We start from the raw sequence: 18,858 nt of genomic DNA, 5'->3' as shown, positions 1-18,858 counted from the left end.
TCGATGGCGATCCTATTGAGATCTTTTTCGAGAGTTTTATATGTTTCCCGGAGAATGAATTAACCCCCTTTGGGGTGTTTGAGTGGCGGCAGCCTTCGCAGAGAGGCCTATTGGGGAGTGAGGGATCACATCTCTTCGAGGAATAGATAGAGGCGTTGGTGCTGTAGGATTATCCAGCTCTTTTGCTACATTTGTCGGTGTGAGATAGCTCGTATGTGGCTAATATTAAAACTTTTGTTTTTATGATGAAGTACTACGCAAAGCATTATCGCCCCTTGACCCAGGAGGAGCAGAGCATCCTACAGCACAACCTCTGTAGCTCGAGCGATTGGTCTCTGATCCGAGTGGCCGAAGGTTTTGACCCAGCTCGCTGTCGAGGGGCACACTTCTCGGGAGAGGTGCTGTTAGCACGTTTCGATGCTGAGGTCGAGCTCCCTGGGGGGGTGCGCAAGCCGACAGGCATCTATCATGCCCACCTGCATCACTGCAGTATCGGGGATAACGTCCTGATCGAGGGTGTGAACGAGTATATCTCGAACTACAATATCGGGCCATATACGATCATATTCAACATTGACCGCATGCTCGTGTGCTCTGAGACCACCTTCGGTAATGGACTCAAGATCGAGGTGCTCAATGAGACTGGAGGGCGAGAGGTAGTGATGACACATAATTTATCGGCTCATGTGGCTTATCTGATGGCTTTCTATCGGCACGACCCAGAGCTCATCCACGCACTGGGGCAGCTGACTGAGCGAGAGAGTAGGGCCCGTACTCATTGCATGGGCGAGGTTGGCGAGCGTGTGCTCATTCGTAGCACGCACACGATAGAGAATACCTACATCGGCCCTTATGCACGCATCGAGGGAGCTTCTCGCCTGCGGGAGGGTTCGCTTATGAGTAACCGAGAGGATCCTGTGTATATTGGTTACAATGTGAGCTGTGTCAATTTCATTCTACAGTCGGGTAGTAGTGTCCTCGATGGGGCTACGATCAGCAACTGTCTCGTCGGGCAAGGGACTAGGCTCAGCCACCTCTTCTCGGCTCATGACTCGCTCTTCTTCGCCAATTGCCAGGGAGAGAATGGGGAGGCCTGTGCCGTCTTCGCAGGGCCCTATACGGTGAGCATGCACAAGTCCAGCCTCTTGATCGCAGGCTATTACTCTTTCCTCAATGCAGGCAGCGGCTCGAACCAAAGCAATCACCTCTACAAGCTTGGCCCGATCCATCAGGGGATCGTCGAGCGAGGGTCGAAGACTACGAGCGACTCTTATGTCCTGTGGCCCTCGCACATAGGCCCTTTCACCCTGGTGATGGGTCGGCATGTGGATCATGTGGATAGCTCGGACTTTCCCTTCTCCTATCTCATTGAAGATCACAACGAAACCTACCTAGTCCCAGGGGTGAACCTGCGCAGTGTCGGTACGATCCGTGATGCCAAGAAGTGGCCTGCCCGAGACCGCCGAAAGGATAGCCAGCTACTCGACAGTATCAACTTCAATCTTCTAAGTCCCTACACTGTGGGCAAGATGATCCGAGCCCATCAAGCCCTTTCTGAGCTGAGTCATCTGCTGGGTAATACGGCTGATCATAAGATCGCCTACCGCAATATGCGCATCCAGCAGCGAGCCCTCGAGCGAGGGATTAAACTCTACGAGATTGCGATCGTTAAGTTCCTTGGCAACTCCGTGATCCACCGCCTTAGAGACAGCGACTGTAGCACGGGTACTCGTCTGAGAGATGCCCTGCGCCCCCACAGCGAGCGAGGCTTAGGCTCTTGGATTGACCTTTGCGGCTTGATCGCCCCGGAGCAAGAGATCGATGAGATTATCCAGCGAGTCAAGAGCCACGAGATCGAGAGCCTTGATGCACTGAATGCTGCCTTTGCAGACCTGCATCGACACTACTATGATCTAGAGTGGCCATGGGCCTATCAAGCGATGCTTGAGTGGTATGGCCTCGAGGAGGAGACGATCTCTCGAGCAGATATCCTCGCCCTGGTGGATCAATGGGAGCAGTGTGTAACCGAGCTAGACCATATGCTCTACGAGGATGCTAAGAAGGAGTTTGCCAAGAGTGTCAAGGTCGGCTTCGGCATCGTCTCGGGTGGGCGAACTCAGGAGGCAGACTTCGAGAGCGTACGAGGGGCATTCGATACGAACCCCTTCGTTCTCAGTGTGCTGGAGCATATTGAAGCCAAGAGGGCTTTGGCAGTAGATATGCGAGAGCGACTGCGAGCAGGCTCTCCCTCTACCGACTAGCTCGATACGATTATGGATAAGCCCCACAACTGCTCTTTCGGGAGTAGCTGTGGGGCTTGTTGCTCGAGGGGCATAGGGCCTTGGCCTCATCGCCCTCGTTAGTGCATGAGTTAGGGAATACGCTCCAGCTCGACAGTGAAGTGCCTCATGACAGGCAGCTCGTGGGTAATGCGGAAGCCCTTGGCAATTTGGTCGGCACGCTCTTTGACGTTGGCCAGTGCCGCCGCTACTACGTCCATGTGATTGTTGGTATAGGTGCGGCGAGGTATGGCTAGTCTCAGGAGCTCGAGCTTAGGATAGCGGTTCTCTCGGGTGTCAGGGTCTCGGTCAGCCAGGATCGCTCCGATCTCCACGCCTCGGACACCTCCCTCGAGGTAGAGCTCAATGCCCAGGGTCTGTGCAACGAATTGCTCCTTGGGTACATGGCGGAGGATCTGCTTGGCATCGACGAAGATCGCATGTCCACCAGCAGGACGCTGATAGGGGATGCCGTATTCGTCGAGCTTGGAGCCGAGGTAGGCTACCTGACGGATGCGGGCATCGAGGGTATCGAACTCTGTCCCCTCGTCTAGTCCCTGCGCCAGGGCATTCATGTCTCGGCCGCTCATGCCCCCATAGGTGATGTAGCCCTCGTTCATGATGCAGAAGACCTGACACCTGCGCCAGAGCTCTTCGCTCTTGAAGGCTACGAAGCCTCCCATATTGACTATGGCGTCCTTCTTGCTCGACATGGTCATGATGTCGGCGTAGGAGAACATTTCCCGAACAATATCCTTGATGCTAACATCAGCATAGCCCTCCTCTCTAGTCTTGATGAAGTAAGCATTCTCTGCGAAGCGAGCAGAGTCGAGCAGTAGGGGGATGCCGTACTTGTGGCACAGAGCCGAGGTCTCTCGGATATTCTTCATAGATACGGGCTGCCCGCCAGCGGTGTTGTTCGTTACCGTCAGCACAACGCAGGGGATACGCTCACGAGGGGTCTCGCTGAGGATCTTCTCCAGTTTGTTCAGATCCATCTCGCCCTTGAAGGGGAGCTCGAGCTGAGTGTCCGCAGCTGCATCGATTGTACAGTCAGGGGCATAGGCGTGGCGAAACTCAATATGCCCCTTCGTTGTGTCGAAGTGGGAGTTGCCAGGGATGATGTCGCCCTTGTGCACGATGGTTGAGAAGAGTACATTCTCTGCTGCACGGCCTTGGTGTGTTGGGAGGAAGTAGTCAAAGCCAAGGATGTCCCGAATGGCATGCTTCATGTTGAAGTAGCTTGATGCACCCGCATAGCTCTCGTCCCCGAGCATCATGGATGACCACTGTCTGTCGCTCATGGCTCCTGTGCCCGAGTCGGTGAGTAGGTCGATGAAGACCTGATCGCTGCGTAGCATGAAGAGGTTGTACTTGGCGTCATGAATCCATCGCTCTCGATCGGAGCGGGTGGATAGGCGTATAGGCTCTACCATCTTGATTCTATACGGTTCGGCATAAGGTAGTTTCATGTCTCTTGTGTTTAGTGTTAGGTGAATAATGGACTAGCCCAAAGTTACGAAAAAAGACTTTTACCTGTACCCCTTCCCTGGCGATCTAACCTTTTCTCTAAGAAGGCCTCGTTGGATGTCGATTCATTTTGTTAGCTTCTTTTGTATGATGTTTGCAAATAAATAACTACCTTTGGGCATTGGCAATTCTTTTAGTATTCACTCAAAACTGATCTAAAGATGAAAAAAGTATTAGCTTCGTTGGCTCTGACCTTTGTAATGGCTTCAACGGCATTGGCTCAAGGGCTGTCTATACGTGCAGAAGGGGGGGCTATCTTCGGCTCTTCTTCGAACATCGCCTTGCCTGGAGCTGGTGGTAGCTCAACGAACCTCGAATTTAAGGACAACACGGGCCTGCGTCTTGGCGCAGCTTTGGAGTTCAAGTTCCTCGGATTCTTCTATTTCTCGCCAGGGCTGACTTACAATGTGGCTACGAGCAATCTCACTGCCGCTTCAGTCCTCTCGGGCAAGAAGGTGAGCCTTACGGATCACAACTTGAGCCTACCTCTGAACCTTGGCTTCCGCATCAAGCCCCTCGGACTACTCGGAGTATCTGTAGAGGCTGGCCCTTATGCCTCTTATCAACTGAGCAACAAGGGTATTGTCGATGGTAAGGAGATCGATACGAGTGAGATCTTCAAGGATGTCCAAGGCTTTGATTTCAACAAGCTCAACTACGGACTCAATGCTTCGGCTGCGGTTGAGTTCTCCGCCTTCTATGTTCGTGGCGGTGTCCTGCTGCCTCTATCCGATAAGTTCAAGAATGATCCTTTCGGTGAGGCAGGTAAGGGTTTCGAGAAGGTGTGGAACGAAATCAAGGATAAGGGCCTCAACAGCAAGAGCCTGAGTTATTTCGTAACTCTCGGTATCCGTTTCTAAGGACAACTCTCGAAGAGAATCTTACTAGCATGAGGGTGTGGCAGTGCGTTGCTCTAGCCACACCCTCTTTGTTTTGTATCTACTTCATCTTGCTATCTTTGTGTGGTAATATTGACCAATCATGATAATGAATAAACACTCTCTTCTTCCTTTGCTTGTGCCAGCCTCGCTTATGGCACAGGAGCGAACGATGCCCAATGTGGTGCTTATCTATGCTGATGACCTCGGCTACGGAGACCTCTCGTGCTATGGTGCGAAACAGATCCAAACGCCTCATATTGACCGACTCAGCCAGCATGGAGTACGCTTTACTAATGCCTATGCTCCAGCTGCGACAAGTACTCCCTCTCGTTATGCTATTTTGACTGGAGAGTATGCTTGGCGAAGGCCTGGGACAGATGTTGCCGCAGGCAATGCAGGCATGATTATTCGCCCCGAGCGTTATACGCTGGCGGATCTCTTCCGCCACGAGGGCTATGCCACGGGTGTCGTGGGCAAGTGGCATCTAGGCCTTGGGGACAAGGATGGTGAGCAGGACTGGAATGCTCCCCTCTCTTGCACTCCAGCTGATCTAGGCTTCGACTATAGCTACATCATGGCCGCCACGGGCGACCGTGTTCCCTGCGTCTTCATCGAGCAGGGTCGTGTGTCGGGCTATGACCCGAGTGCTCCGATCGAGGTGCGCTATACTCATCCTTATGAGGGAGAGCCTCTAGGGCGTACCCATCCCGAGCTATTGACCAAGCTGCGTCACAGCCACGGACACGATATGAGCATCGTCAATGGGATTGGTCGTATCGGTTATATGCGTGGTGGGGGGAAGGCCCTGTGGAGGGATGAAGAGATCGCTGACTCGATCGTGCACCGTAGCAAGCGTTTCATCGATGAGCATCGCTCGAAGCCCTTCTTCCTTTATCTTGCTCCGAATGATGTACATGTACCTCGCTATCCACACCCTCGTTTTCGAGGTAAGAGCTCTATGGGGCTCAGGGGTGAAGCCATTCTGCAGCTTGACTGGACTGTAGGGCAGATCACCAGCCACCTCAAGCGTAGAGGCTTGCTAGACAATACGATCATCATTGTCTCGAGCGACAATGGTGCCATCATAGACGATGGTTATGCCGATCGTGCCGAGGAGCTGCTCGGAGGGCATGACCCCTCGGGAGGGCTTCGTGGACATAAGTACAGTGCCTTCGATGGTGGGGCGCGTATCCCTGCGATCGTCCATTGGCCCAAGGGGTTGCGTGGAGGGCAAGTTTCGCACGAGCTGGTGAGCCAGATAGACTGGTTCGCCTCTATGGCCGCTATGCTAGAGGCAAGGCTGCCTGAGGGCGTACCTCACGACAGCCAAGATGACCGCTCGGCTTGGCTCTCGGCTGGCAAGAGTAGTCGCCCCTATGTGATCTGCCAGGCTGCGAACAAGACCCTCTCGATCCGCCGAGGTCGTTGGAAATATATTGAACCACACAAGGGCCCCAAGATGATCCCATGGGGAGCTAAGGTAGAGACGGGCAATTATCCTACGCATCAGCTCTACGATATGGAGAGCGACCCTAGAGAGGAGCGTAATGTCGCTGACGAACATCCCGAGCTGGTTGACGAGCTTAGAGAGCTGCTGGTCAAGGAGCGTGCTCGTGGTTTAGGGCTCTAAGCCGAGGCTTGAGGCCTAGGCTCTACGCTTAATTTCGCTACAGATCCCTCGAGGAGTGCCATTTGGGTAGGCCTCGGGGGATTTGTTTTGCCTGATCTTTCGAGAGCATTGCCCCCTCGGGTGAGATCCGGATAGGCTCTTGCCGGAGAACTCATCTAGCCTTGCCCTTGAGGCTTCGATAGGATCTCACTTGAGGCATAAGTAGGACTTCACTCGAGCTCCTACTTATGTCTTGCTTGCGATCCTATTAGGATTGATTGTTCGGTGAGACTGCTTAGTCTGTAGAGGCGTCCAGAGCCGAGGAGTGCAAATTATGAGAGATGCCCTCGTCGAGGGTTGCTTTTGAGGCAACTTATCGACGAGGGCTTCCTCTGTACAAGGGAGAGTGTTCGGTAATGATCTCCCTCCCGATCAGTAGAATCAGATCTTCCGAGAGGTCTGAATTAATGGATTGCTTCGTTAATATCTATTCCGAGCACCTCGGCCAATCCCCTGCCGTAGGCCTCATCAGCCTTGTAGCAGTTGGATAGGTGGCGGAGTTTGATCTCCTTGGGAATATCTCCCATGGCCCGTGCAGTATTCTCGAATAGTGCTTGTTGCTGCTCTGGACTCATGAGACGGAAGAGGTCTCGAGTTTGAGAGTAATAGTCTGCATCATCCTCCCTAAAGTCCCACTGATAAGCTGCTCCGTCGAGTTCGAGAGGGGGCTCTTTATACTCGTTCTGATCCTGCCATTGTCCGTAGCTATTAGGTTCATAGCCCAGACGAGAGCCGAAGTTGCCATCGACACGCATAGCTCCGTCCCGATGATACATGTTGAGGAAAGGACAGCGGCTTTTGTTTACTGGGATTTGGTGATGATTGACCCCGAGTCGATAACGCTGCGTATCTCCGTAGGAGAAGAGACGCCCCTGAAGCATACGATCGGGAGAGAAGCTGATCCCTGGTACGACATTGGCTGGGTTGAAGGCTGCTTGCTCTACATCGGCAAAGTAGTTCTCAGGATTGCGATTGAGCTCTAGCACTCCCACCTCGATCAGAGGAAATTCCTTCTGAGACCATACCTTGGTTAGGTCAAATGGGTTGTAGGGCATCGCCTTGGCCTGCTCTTCGGTCATGATCTGTACCTTCATCGTCCAGCGTGGATAGTCTCCTCGTTCGATGCTCTCGTACAGATCCCTTTGATGACTTTCTCTATCTTTCCCGACGAGTATTTCAGCCTCAGCATCGGTGAGGTTTTTGATCCCTTGTTGGGTATGCAGGTGAAACTTCACCCAGTGCCGCTTGCCCTCGGCATTGATGAATGAGAAGGTGTGGCTTCCGTATCCGTGCATATGACGGTATGAGTAGGGGATGCCTCGGTCGCTCATCGTGATTGTTACCTGATGTAGTGCTTCGGGTAAATTAGTCCAAAAGTCCCAGTTGTTGCGAGCACTACGCATATTGGTACGAGGATCTCGCTTGACAGCGTGATTTAGGTCTGGGAATTTAAGCGGATCACGAAGGAAAAACACAGGAGTGTTGTTACCGACAAGATCCCAGTTCCCTTCTTCTGTATAGAACTTGATTGCGAATCCACGAATGTCTCGCTCGGCATCTGCAGCACCACGTTCTCCTGCCACGGTAGAGAAGCGAACGAAGAGCTCTGTCTGCTTGCCGATTTCAGAGAAGATCGCAGCTCTGGTGTACTGCGTAATGTCGTGCGTTACGGTGAAGGTCCCGAAGGCCCCAGAGCCCTTGGCGTGCATGCGACGCTCTGGGATTACTTCTCGATCAAAGTGTGCCAGCTTCTCCAGAAACCAAATGTCCTGTAGGAGCATTGGGCCACGACGTCCTGCCGTAGCCACATTCTGGTTGTCCCCAACGGGAGCTCCAGCGGCTGTTGTCAGTTTGTTTTTGTCCATGTTGTGAATTGATTAAAGAAACGGTAGTTAGCCATTTAGTTTATTGAATGAGTTGCTTATGCAAAGGAGCATGGGCGATTGCTTACGAAGGGTTAATCTCGATGGAGATGTTCTGTTTTGATCTCGGCGACATATTTATCCAGCAAGTCTCGCTCCCTATAGCCCAAGATCCCGGTCTTGGATTTGAGTATATCAAGGAGTTTAGTGCTCTGTAGACCGAGATGCTTCTTCATCTTCTCGAACATACTCCCTGTATGTATCTTGTACGTAGCGAAGAGAATGATGCGAGGGGGGAGCTGCCCAGGAAGCTTCTTGGCAAAGTCCACCCATATCTTGTTTGGATGCTGTCTGATGACGAACCAGCCTGATGTCCAGCAGCCGAGCATCAGTAGATCGCACCCCTGCAATTGTTCGGGCTTGAAATCCGCTACAGAACTGTAGCTAACACTCATTCCTTTGCTCCATAGATACATCGCCATGGCTCGTGCATAAGCCGCTGTGCGCCCACGCCTACTTTGATAGAGTATAGTTGCTTTCATTATAAGTGCTTACGTTTGTATTTCAAGGGACAAAGTAAGTCTTATCCTTCAATAAAACCAATCGAAAATCTCTATAGATAAATAGGATATGCAGATCGATTGATCCAACTCGAGAGGGATATTTACCTAGAGAGTATGCCCTCCTCTAAATTTTGTCTCTGAATGCGAAAAACAGTAGCTCATAGCTCGAGGGCTTTATGATTTCTTAAAGCATTTTGTTATCTTTGTCGAAGTACCTCTTTGCTTACAACTAAGCTAGTCCTGTCGGTTATGAAACGTTATAGACGCTATATACTGCTCGCACTCGTGATGCTCCTAGGTCTCCCGCAGATTGATGCTGCCACTCAGGCTGCCGCTCGCAAGACTAAGGACAGCTCCAAAGCTCCAAGCAAAACGAAGAAGAAACGTCGGCTGAGTGCTCGTGCCGAGGCTCGCGCTCGTGCACGTGCCGAAGCAAAGGCACGCAAAGAGGAGGAGGAACGCCTCGAGCAGGAGCGTCGGGCTCGGCTCTATACGATGCTCGGCTCTTCGCCTAGCCCCGCACAGAGACCTCTGCCCTCGGCAGAACCTATTCTGCTGCGTTTTCATCGTAGTGACAGCTCTCTCTTGCCCTCAGATATTCACTATCTCTATCATCGTACACCCTCGTTCAAGAGTCAAGCCTGGGCTGTAGTTCAAGAGCCTTATATTGATAGCTTGATCATGAGCAAGAGATTTGTAGAGGCTCTTGACCTTACTTGGGAGAGCCTCCGGCTGAGCCCTGTCCATCTAGGTCTTTTGCGCCGTTCGTGCACGCTGGCCAATCATTTGGGGCGTGAGGAGCTCCTTAACCGGCAGATCTGGAAGGTCGCCGAGTTGCTCAGCTGTATTTCTCGCTCAGGTAACGGCAAGAATGCCGAGACGGCTTACCATGTACTCTCTCGCGAGGATGCTCTCTTTTTCGAGACCTATTGGCTTGACACCCCACAGGAGCAGATCCAGGACATCCGTACAGAACCCGATCCCTCGGGCAGTCAGAGCATCGAGGTGATCACCTCGCTCTGTCCCAAGACGGGCAAGTCCATTGAGCGTTATTATCGTCTCAGCCTCAAGGAGCAAAACAAAAAAATAATATACAATGAATACCCCATGGATCATAACTCCACTATCGCCCGAGGAGGAGGCGACGGCACAGCACCTGGCTGCCCGAATGGAAATGAGCCTGGTGGTCAGTCGCCTACTCGTTAGGCGTGGCATTCGTAGTGTCGAGGCCGCCCACTCTTTCTTCAATCCTCGGCTCGAGGAGCTGCACGATCCGTGTCTGATGCAGGATATGGATCGGGCGGTGCGTCGCCTTGTCTTGGCTATCGACCAAGGCGAGGGCATCATGCTCTTCGGCGACTACGATGTTGATGGGACAACGGCCGTCGCCTTGCTCTACAACTTCCTTCGCTCACACACCCCTGCCACTGGGCTCAGCTACTATATCCCTGATCGTTACGATGAGGGCTATGGCATCAGCCGTCGGGCCATCGACGAGGCTCATGCTCGAGAGGCAAGTCTCATTATCGCCCTCGATTGTGGGATCAAGGCTCATGAGGAGGTCGCCTATGCCCGAGAGCTAGGCATTGACTTCATCGTCTGCGACCATCACCAGCCTGCCGAGACGCTCCCCGAGGCAGTGGCCGTACTAGACCCTAAGCGTCTCGATGATGATTACCCCTGCAAGCATCTCAGTGGTTGTGGTGTAGGTTTCAAGCTGGTACAGGGTTATCTACAGCATCGAGGAATGGAGCCTCGGATCGCCTTCCAGTACTTAGATCTCTTGGCCATCAGTATTGCGGCCGATATTGTCCCCATTGTGGGAGAGAACCGCATCCTTGCCTATCATGGCCTCAAACAGCTCAATAGCCATCCGAGCATTCCCATCGCAGCCATTATGCGCCTGTGCCAATTGGAGACAGGTGATGTAGATATGGGGAGTATTATCTTCAAGATCGCTCCTCGGATCAATGCCTCTGGGCGGATGATGAATGGCAGTCAGGCTGTCGAACTCCTGCTCTCGAGGCAGGACGACGAGGCTGAGCAGCTCTGCCAGAGGCTCGAGAGCTGCAATGAGCAGCGTCGGGAGCTGGATCTAGAGCTCACGAATGAGGCTCTCGAGCTTATCGCCTCTCGACCTGCTCTGCTCGAGCGTCGAGCCCTCGTCCTCTATCGTCCCGACTGGCACAAGGGCGTGCTGGGGATCGTAGCCTCTCGGCTGGCCGAACGCTTCCACCGCCCCACCATCATCCTCACAGGTTCGGGCAATGAGGTCTCGGCATCGGCTCGCAGCGCAGGCGGAGTCAATCTATATGAGGCCCTAGAGGCTTGTCAGGACTGCCTCATCAACTTCGGTGGTCATCCTTTCGCCTCGGGGCTCACCATCGCCGAGGAGCGAATCGAAGAGTTGGCTGAGCGGCTCGACCATTATCTGCAGAGCCATGTGGCGGAGAGTTCCCTGGTGCCAGTCCTCGAGGCAGACGATGAGCTCGAACTCTCGGCCCTAACACCTCAGCTGCTCAGAGAGCTCTCAGCCATGGCCCCCTTCGGTTCAGGCAATGAGATGCCACTCTTCGTGAGCCGCCGTCTAAGAGATGCAGGAGGTAGCCGTGTGGTGGGCAAGGGAGATCGACACATTAAGCTCCGCCTAACGGATGCTTATTGCCAATCTCGTCCGATCAATGCCATTGCGCTGCGCCTATCCAAGCATGCCCCACACATTCTGCGGCAGCAACTCTTCGATCTGTGCTATACGATAGAGGAGAACAACTTCTATGGCAGTGGCTTCATGCAGCTACAGGTCAAGGATATTCACCCGATACAGCCCTAGAAGCCGTGTCTCAGCCCTATCCGCAAGACCTCACAGAGAGGAACGAAGCTGAAGGCCTAACCCTTGCCGAAGAGCTGCCCGAGCGTGAGCAGCTCTTTTGGCCCTCGGACTATATCTCCTCAGTCGGGCAAGAGCCGATGCCCTCGGTGCCTTCGCTCAAGATCACACCCGAGACGAAACCTGTCGAGGTGCTGAGCTACTACTGGGGCTACGATGACTTCCGCCCTATGCAGCAGGAGATTGTTAGCTCCGTGCTTGAAGGGCATGATACGCTGGGTCTCCTGCCCACGGGTGGAGGCAAGAGCATTACCTTCCAAGTACCTGGTCTGATGCTGCCTGGCCTGACCCTAGTCATCACACCGTTGATTGCGCTGATGAAAGATCAGGTTATGGGTCTGCGTGCTCGTGGTATCAAGGCCGAGGCGATCCACTCGGGGATGTCCTCAAGCCAGATCTTGACCTCGCTCGACAACTGCCTCTACGGTCGATACAAATTCCTCTACATCTCGCCCGAGCGTCTCGGGAGTGAGGCCTTTCGGGAGCGATTGGTCTACATGGACATTTCGCTGCTGGTCATCGACGAATGCCACTGCATCAGCCAGTGGGGGTATGACTTCCGCCCTTCCTATTTGAATATCCTCGAGGTTCGTGAGCTCTTGGGTTCTGTGCCTGTGCTTGCCCTTACGGCCACGGCCACGCCCGAGGTAGCGTCGGATATTGCCCAGGTGTTGGGCTTCGGCGAAGATGCCCGAGTGCTCTCCAAGAGTTTTTATCGTCCCAATCTATCGTACTCCATCCGTCGGGTCGAGGATAAGCCTACCATGCTGCTGCATATCCTATCACGAGTCGAGGGGTCGGCCGTCGTCTACTGTCGCAGTCGAGAGCAAACGCGGCAAATTAGCCAGTGGCTGGAGAGCTGTGGAGTAAGCTCCAACTTCTTCCACGCAGGTCTCACACATCTGGAGCGAGACATGAGACAGAAGCGTTGGATGCGTGGGGAGGTGCGGGTCATGGTAGCGACGAATGCTTTCGGGATGGGGATTGATAAGCCCGATGTGCGCCTTGTGGTACACATGATGATGCCGAGCTCGCTAGAGGAGTATTTCCAGGAGGCTGGTCGGGCAGGACGAGACGGAGAGCGAGCCTATGCTGTAGCTCTAGTAAGTAGCCGAGACGTTAGCCTCCTGCGCAGACGCCTCTCTGATGCCTTCCCCGAGAGGGGGTACATCTACAAGACCTATGAGGCCCTCTGCGACTACCTCGGTATCGGCGAGGGGGAGGGCTACGGGCGAACCTATGTTTGCGACTTGGAGGAGCTCATTCGTCGCTTCCGCATGCGTCCTGTACAGACTTATTCGGCCCTGGAGATCATGCAGGTCTCGGGCTGGCTTAGCCTCGATGAAAGTGAGACCCGATCTCGTCTGACTTTTCTATACACCAGGGATCAGCTCTATCGAGAGGCTTTGCCTGGGGAGGAAGTCCTGCGTGCACTGATGCGTCTCTATACGGGCCTCTTCTCCGACTATGTCTTCATCTCCGAGGAGGAGGTTGCTGCTCTGCTTCAGAGGCCGATCCTAGAGGTTTGCGAGGCCTTGGCACAGCTCTCTCGCCAGGGGGTGGTACACTATATCCCGCAGACTCATCTGCCCCACATCACCATGCACATCCGTCGGGAGGATACCAAGTACCTACATATCCCGCCTCGTGCCTATGAGGAGCGTCAGAGGCGCATGGCTGATCGTATTGCGGCCGTGTGTCGGTATATAGATCGGGAGCAATGTCGGTCGATCCAGCTCTTGCATTACTTCGGGGAGGCCTCAGAGCAGAGCTGTGGGATGTGCGATGTATGCCTACGCCGTCTAGGGGATGGAGGGCTGCATTACTATATTGTGCACGAGACGGAGCGGGCGTTGCGATCGCTCCTCGATCGCTCGGGTGGCCAAGCGGTATCTGTGGGGCTGCTGGTCGGGGACTTGCCCTTTGAGCAGGAGCTAATCCTCGAGGCCCTGCGCTATGTCGTTGCACAGAGGGAAGATCTAGCTCTCGAAGGGGATTATATCTGTTCGTTGCGCTAGAAGGGGTATATATAAAAGAATAATCGCTGCAGAACTGATGTTCTACAGCGATTGCTTATTCGGTTGAGTGCTCTCTGAGCTCCCTTGCGGTATGGACGGGACTCGAACCCGCGACCCCCTGCGTGACAGGCAGGTATTCTAACCAACTGAACTACCACACCGTTTGCGAGGCTTTGGAGGTGATCTCCTTTGCTTTTGCTCTGCAAAGATAGAGCAAGTTTTTGGTTCATGCAAATATTGCCGTTAATTTTTTGACTTCATAGGCCTGTAGAGGGGCTTTTCTTGCTCTTGTTTAATGAAATAAGTGTGCGATTGTTTTTGTTCTGACTGGGGCTGCTGGATGGGGCGTTTAGGATATTCTCGTGGTCAAGGGGGAGCTTTGGAGAGCTCTTTTGGGGGCTCTTCGCTCTTGGTTGAGGGTGGGGAGGGTGTTGCTTCGGAAGGGAACAGAATGAATTTTTAGGGGAAATCTAGGGCGAATGCTTTGCTGGTTCAAAAAATACTTTTACCTTTGCAGCGCAAACGAGCTTCGAGAGGATCTCGAGCGGATATTGCCTCATGGTGTAATGGTAGCACAACAGATTCTGGTCCTGTTTGTTAAGGTTCGAGTCCTTATGAGGCAACACAGGGGTGAGGGTGCGGTGAAACGAATGTTTTGCCGCACTTTCTTTTTGTGCCCGACCCTGCGCCCTATCAGAGATTGGCCTGCATTGTTGTTGGGGATGTGCTCGATGCTGTCGTTGGGGCTACGGCTGTGCCTCGTTTGTATCTCTGTTGCATCCCTACTTGAGTCTCTGTTGTGATCCTGTATTGGGTCTCTGCGGAGCTTCCACTTATGTCTCTATTTTGGTCTTACTTGAGTCTCTATTGTGATCCTAGTAGGATCTCGATGGAGTTCCTACTTATGTCTCTGCTTCGATCCTATTTGAGTCTCTGTTGCGATCCTGTATGAGGCTTCTGCGAAGCTTTTACTTATGCCTGTGTTTGGATCTCGAGCGAGGGACTGTTGTGGCCTTTGTGGGATTTTTGGAGAGGGAGGCCTGGTTGTGCTCTTGTTTTGGGCTGGGGTCTATGGAGGGGTTCGGGGTGAGATAATCGCTTGTAGACGCGGATATTATCGAACTCATTTTTTGGGCAGTTCGATAATTCTTCGTAAATTTGCCTGCTCTTAATGTGTGGACGTGTGCTAGTCTCTTAGGCTAAATCGCTCTGGCAGAGAGAGCACAACGATCGTATTGTTAAATATTGCTCGGGCGTTCCGAGTCAATTTAATTCTTTTATTTCATGACAGATCCTATAGCGGATTACCTGACGCGCCTGCGTAACGCAGTGAAGGCTGGCCACAGAGTGGTTGAGATCCCAGCGTCTAATCTCAAGAAGGAGATCACCAAGATCCTTTTTGACAAGGGTTACATCCTGAACTACAAGTTCATCGAGGAAGGCCCTCAGGGTAGCATCAAGGTTGCCCTCAAGTACGACCGTGCGAGCCGCGTGAATGCCATCAAGGCCCTCAAGCGTGTTTCTCGTCCAGGTCTTCGTAAGTATGTGGGTTATCGTGAGATGCCCCGTGTACTCAATGGTTTGGGTATCGCTATCCTATCAACTAGCCGTGGTGTGATGACCGACAAGGAAGCACGCACGCTCAAGGTGGGCGGTGAAGTATTGTGTTACGTTTACTAAAAGAAGGAGGACAAGCAATGTCAAGAATTGGTAAGTTGCCCATTAGCATCCCAACTGGCGTAACTGTGTCTCTCAACGGCGACGTAGTAACAGTCAAGGGCCCCAAGGGAGAGCTCACTCAGAAGGTAGACTCTCGCATCAGTGTTAAGGTAGAGGATGGTGCCATCATCGTAGAACGCCACAGCGACGAGCGTCTAGATCGCTCTATGCATGGTCTCTATCGTGCACTCATCAACAATATGGTTATTGGCGTGTCCGAGGGCTTCAAGAAGACTCTCGAACTCGTGGGTGTGGGTTATCGTGCATCCAACCAGGGACAGATCCTAGAGCTCTCTCTGGGCTTTACGCACAACGTATTTCTCCAGCTCCCCAAGGAGATCAGCGTGGAGACGAAGTCGGAGCGTAACAAGAACCCTCTGATCATCCTCGAGAGCGCAGACAAGCAGCTCCTAGGACAGGTGTGCACGAAGATCCGTTCGTTCCGCAAGCCTGAGCCTTATAAGGGTAAGGGTATCAAGTTCGAGGGCGAAGTGATCCGTCGTAAGTCTGGTAAGTCTGCTGGTAAGTAATCGCTAAAAAACCAAAGAAATCATGGCAAATAAGGAAAATAGAAGACTGAAGATCAAGAAGCGCATTCGCAGCAAGATCAACGGTACAGCAGAGCGTCCTCGTCTCACCGTATTCCGCAGCAACAAGCAGATCTACGCTCAGATCATCGACGACGTGGCTGGATGTACGCTGGCCAGTGCTTCATCTCTGAAGCTCGAAGCCCAGGGAACTAAGAAGGAAATCGCTGCCCTTGTGGGTGCTGAAGTGGCCAAGGCTGCTCAGTCTGCAGGTGTGAGCACAGTAGTGTTTGACCGTAATGGGTATCTCTACCACGGTCGTGTAAAGGAACTGGCAGATGCTGCTCGTGCTGCAGGCCTCAAATTCTAAACAACAAATGGCTAGAATAGAAAATCGTGTAAAGTCGACGAACGACTTGGAATTGAAGGATAGACTGGTTGCCATCAACCGTGTAACTAAGGTAACCAAGGGTGGTCGTACCTTCTCGTTCTCCGCTATCGTGGTGGTAGGTAACGAGGATGGTGTGATCGGCTGGGGTCTTGGTAAGGCAGGCGAAGTATCTGCCGCTATCGCCAAGGGCGTAGAGGCCGCCAAGAAGAATCTGATCCGTGTGCCCGTCCACAAGGGTACTATCCCTCACGATCAGGAGGCATCGTTCGGTGGAGCTCGTGTGCTCCTCAGACCCGCTAGTGCTGGTACCGGTGTGAAGGCTGGTGGTGCTATGCGTGCCGTACTCGAGAGTGTTGGTGTGTCCGACGTATTGGCCAAGAGCCAGGGTTCGTCTAACCCCCACAACCTCGTTAAGGCAACTATCGAAGCACTCGCACAGATGCGCAGCCCTCTGGATGTGGCTCGTCATCGTGGAGTTTCTGTGGAGAAGGTATTTAAGGGATAGTAATCAGTAATATAAGGATATTGTATCATGGCAACAATTAAGATACAGCAGGTTCGTAGCCAAATCAAGCGTCCTAAGGTGCAGAAGCTAACCCTGAGAGCCTTGGGCCTGAAGAAAATGAACCAGGTAGTAGAGCACGAGGCCACTCCTCAGATCTTGGGTATGGTCAATGCCGTTAAGCACCTCGTTCGCATCGTAGAATAATAAACGCAACTCAAAGACAGAAATGAATCTATCAAGTTTGAAGCCTGCTGAAGGCTCTGTTAAGACGCGTAAGAGAATTGGTCGTGGACCCGGATCTGGCCTTGGTGGTACCTCTACTCGTGGACACAAGGGGGCTAAGAGCCGCTCAGGTTACTCTAAGAAGGTCGGTTTCGAAGGTGGTCAGATGCCTATTCAGCGTCGTCTGCCTAAGTTCGGCTTCAAGAATATCAATCGTGTTGAGTACTCACCCATCAATCTCTCTACCCTGCAGATGCTCGCTGAGACCAAGGGCCTAGAGGTGATCTGCAAGGATGAGCTGGCCAAGGCTGGTCTCATCTCTGGCAAGGAGCTCGTTAAGATCCTTGGCAACGGTGAGTTGAAGGCTAAGTTAGAGGTTAAGGCAGATGCCTTCTCCAAGAGTGCAGAGGCTGCAATCCTGGCAGCAGGTGGCTCCGTAACAAAACTTTAAGCTCATGCGTTTGGTAGAGACCCTAAAAAACATCTGGAAGGTTGAGGAGCTGCGTCAGCGCATCCTCACCACGGTGTTTTTTGTGATCATATATCGCTTTGGATCACACGTTGTGATCCCCGGTATAGACCCCTCTGCGCTCTCAGGTCTTCAAAATCAGACTAAGGATGGTATGCTCGCTCTTCTGGATATGTTCTCCGGGGGGGCCTTTGCCAATGCCTCCATCTTTGCGCTCGGGATCATGCCCTACATCTCTGCCTCTATCATGATGCAGCTGGCCGCTATCCTCGTCCCCTCGATGCAGAAGTTGCAGCGTGAGGGGGAGAGTGGTCGTCGTAAGATCGATCAGTGGACTCGCTACCTAACGGTGCTGATCCTGCTTATCCAAGCCCCAGTTTACCTGGGTAATGTGGGCGATCAGCTCAAGCTCTCAGGCTCTTCATTGCCCGAGGGATGGTGGTTCGGTATCTATGCCACAGTCGTTATGGCTGCTGGTAGTATGTTCGTCCTCTGGCTCGGTGAACGCATCACAGATAAGGGGCTCGGCAACGGTGTCTCTCTGATCATCATGGTCGGTATCATTGCCCGCCTCCCTCATGCCTTCCTGGCAGAGTGGAATGGCCGTTTGGCAGGTAGCATGGCTGGAGGTCTAGTGGCATTCCTCTTCGAGATCGTATTCCTACTCTTTGTTATCGCTGGTGCTATCATGCTCGTTCAGGGTGCTCGTCGTGTGCCCGTTCAGTATGCCAAGCGTGTGGTAGGTAACAAGCAGTATGGCGGCGCACGTCAGTACATCCCCCTGAAGGTGAACTCTGCCAACGTGATGCCTATTATTTTCGCCCAGGCCATCATGATGCTCCCCATCTATCTGATCGGTCTCGGTAGCACTGGTGAGGGAGGCGGCTTCTTCGCAGGCTTTGCGGACGTAACGGGTTGGTCTTACAACATCGTTTTTGCTCTGCTCATCCTCCTATTCACTTACTTCTACACTGCTATTACGATCAATCCAGCTCAGATCGCTGATGATCTCAAGCGAAACAATGGCTTTATCCCTGGCGTTAAGCCCGGTAAGGCTACCAAGCAATACATCGACACGATCATGGATAGAATTACCCTGCCAGGGGCATTCTTCCTTGCCATTGTGGCAGTGTTGCCTGCCCTGGCACGAAATGTGCTGGGTGCTCAGCCAGAGTTCTCGCAGTTCTTCGGTGGTACTTCTCTGCTCATCCTTGTAGGCGTTGTCCTGGACACCTTGCAGCAGGTAGAGAGCCACTTGCTCATGCGCCATTATGATGGTTTGCTCAAGAGCGGACGCATCAAGGGAAGAACTGGATCAGTGGCAGCTTACTAGCAG

16 protein-coding genes and 2 tRNA genes are annotated in these 18,858 nt (G+C 52.9%); 14 read left to right on the top strand and 4 right to left on the bottom strand.

Annotation, left to right across the window (positions count from 1 at the left end; genetic code table 11):
- Positions 1 to 245 precede the first annotated feature (245 nt).
- Complete coding sequence (locus HQ37_RS03950) at positions 246 to 2,261, top strand: DUF4954 family protein (protein ID WP_036880914.1); 2,016 nt, start codon at positions 246 to 248, stop codon at positions 2,259 to 2,261.
- A 110-nt stretch (positions 2,262 to 2,371) separates the two neighbouring features.
- Here the strand turns inward: HQ37_RS03950 and HQ37_RS03945 are convergent, their stop codons facing one another.
- A complete protein-coding gene (locus tag HQ37_RS03945; protein ID WP_036880759.1) occupies positions 2,372 to 3,751 on the bottom strand; it encodes a tryptophanase in 1,380 nt (459 codons plus the stop codon).
- Between the two features lie 219 nt (positions 3,752 to 3,970).
- Here HQ37_RS03945 and HQ37_RS03940 point away from each other — a divergent pair, with 219 nt between their 5' ends.
- Positions 3,971 to 4,669, top strand: a complete 699-nt coding sequence (locus HQ37_RS03940; protein ID WP_081951751.1) for a porin family protein — start codon at positions 3,971 to 3,973, stop codon at positions 4,667 to 4,669.
- Positions 4,670 to 4,796: 127 nt separating this feature from the next.
- Complete coding sequence (locus HQ37_RS03935) at positions 4,797 to 6,320, top strand: arylsulfatase (protein ID WP_036880755.1); 1,524 nt, start codon at positions 4,797 to 4,799, stop codon at positions 6,318 to 6,320.
- Positions 6,321 to 6,763: 443 nt separating this feature from the next.
- Here HQ37_RS03935 and HQ37_RS03930 read toward each other — a convergent pair whose 3' ends face one another.
- A complete protein-coding gene (locus HQ37_RS03930) occupies positions 6,764 to 8,224 on the bottom strand; it encodes a catalase (RefSeq protein WP_152566782.1) in 1,461 nt (486 codons plus the stop codon).
- Between the two features lie 92 nt (positions 8,225 to 8,316).
- Positions 8,317 to 8,763, bottom strand: a complete 447-nt coding sequence (locus tag HQ37_RS03925) for a hypothetical protein (protein WP_036880744.1) — start codon at positions 8,761 to 8,763, stop codon at positions 8,317 to 8,319.
- 270 nt (positions 8,764 to 9,033) lie between these two features.
- On the opposite strand from HQ37_RS03925, the gene HQ37_RS03920 reads away from it, so the two are divergent.
- The 3 genes from HQ37_RS03920 to HQ37_RS03910 are packed head-to-tail and all read left to right on the top strand — an operon-like array spanning position 9,034 to position 13,689.
- Positions 9,034 to 9,990, top strand: a complete 957-nt coding sequence (locus HQ37_RS03920; protein ID WP_036880742.1) for a DUF4919 domain-containing protein — start codon at positions 9,034 to 9,036, stop codon at positions 9,988 to 9,990.
- Positions 9,881 to 11,614 carry a single-stranded-DNA-specific exonuclease RecJ gene (recJ, locus tag HQ37_RS03915; protein ID WP_036880737.1) on the top strand — a complete coding sequence of 578 codons (1,734 nt, stop codon included), beginning with the start codon at positions 9,881 to 9,883 and terminating at the stop codon, positions 11,612 to 11,614. Before HQ37_RS03920 ends, recJ begins: the two co-directional genes overlap by 110 nt.
- Positions 11,530 to 13,689, top strand: coding sequence for an ATP-dependent DNA helicase RecQ (locus HQ37_RS03910; RefSeq protein WP_235264633.1), 2,160 nt, complete (start codon positions 11,530 to 11,532; stop codon positions 13,687 to 13,689). The genes recJ and HQ37_RS03910 overlap by 85 nt, the downstream gene beginning before the upstream one ends.
- A gap of 87 nt (positions 13,690 to 13,776) precedes the next feature.
- On the opposite strand, the gene HQ37_RS03905 is transcribed toward HQ37_RS03910, so the two are convergent.
- Positions 13,777 to 13,850, bottom strand: a tRNA-Asp gene (locus tag HQ37_RS03905).
- Positions 13,851 to 14,241: 391 nt separating this feature from the next.
- Here HQ37_RS03905 and HQ37_RS03900 point away from each other — a divergent pair.
- The 8 genes from HQ37_RS03900 to secY all read left to right on the top strand — a co-directional run bounded on the left by HQ37_RS03900 (position 14,242) and on the right by secY (position 18,855).
- A tRNA-Gln gene (locus tag HQ37_RS03900) sits at positions 14,242 to 14,312 on the top strand.
- Positions 14,313 to 14,973: 661 nt separating this feature from the next.
- A complete protein-coding gene (gene rpsH / locus HQ37_RS03895; protein ID WP_036880734.1) occupies positions 14,974 to 15,369 on the top strand; it encodes a 30S ribosomal protein S8 in 396 nt (131 codons plus the stop codon).
- A gap of 17 nt (positions 15,370 to 15,386) precedes the next feature.
- Positions 15,387 to 15,938 carry a 50S ribosomal protein L6 gene (gene rplF / locus HQ37_RS03890; protein ID WP_036880731.1) on the top strand — a complete coding sequence of 184 codons (552 nt, stop codon included), beginning with the start codon at positions 15,387 to 15,389 and terminating at the stop codon, positions 15,936 to 15,938.
- Between the two features lie 22 nt (positions 15,939 to 15,960).
- A complete protein-coding gene (rplR, locus tag HQ37_RS03885; protein ID WP_036880729.1) occupies positions 15,961 to 16,305 on the top strand; it encodes a 50S ribosomal protein L18 in 345 nt (114 codons plus the stop codon).
- Between the two features lie 7 nt (positions 16,306 to 16,312).
- A complete protein-coding gene (gene rpsE / locus HQ37_RS03880) occupies positions 16,313 to 16,831 on the top strand; it encodes a 30S ribosomal protein S5 (protein ID WP_036880727.1) in 519 nt (172 codons plus the stop codon).
- 27 nt (positions 16,832 to 16,858) lie between these two features.
- Positions 16,859 to 17,035 (top strand): 50S ribosomal protein L30, encoded by a 177-nt coding sequence (rpmD, locus tag HQ37_RS03875; RefSeq protein WP_036880724.1) that lies wholly within the window; start codon positions 16,859 to 16,861, stop codon positions 17,033 to 17,035.
- Between the two features lie 22 nt (positions 17,036 to 17,057).
- The gene (gene rplO, locus HQ37_RS03870; RefSeq protein ID WP_036880721.1) at positions 17,058 to 17,504 is read left to right on the top strand and encodes a 50S ribosomal protein L15; all 447 of its coding nucleotides are present in this window, start codon (positions 17,058 to 17,060) and stop codon (positions 17,502 to 17,504) included.
- A 4-nt stretch (positions 17,505 to 17,508) separates the two neighbouring features.
- A complete protein-coding gene (secY, locus tag HQ37_RS03865) occupies positions 17,509 to 18,855 on the top strand; it encodes a preprotein translocase subunit SecY (protein WP_036880713.1) in 1,347 nt (448 codons plus the stop codon).
- Positions 18,856 to 18,858 lie beyond the last annotated feature (3 nt).

Source organism: Porphyromonas sp. COT-239 OH1446, assembly GCF_000768875.1.
GTDB lineage: Bacteria > Bacteroidota > Bacteroidia > Bacteroidales > Porphyromonadaceae > Porphyromonas.
Note: the sequence above shows the minus strand (reverse complement) of the source record. Positions and strands in the feature narration are given on the sequence as shown.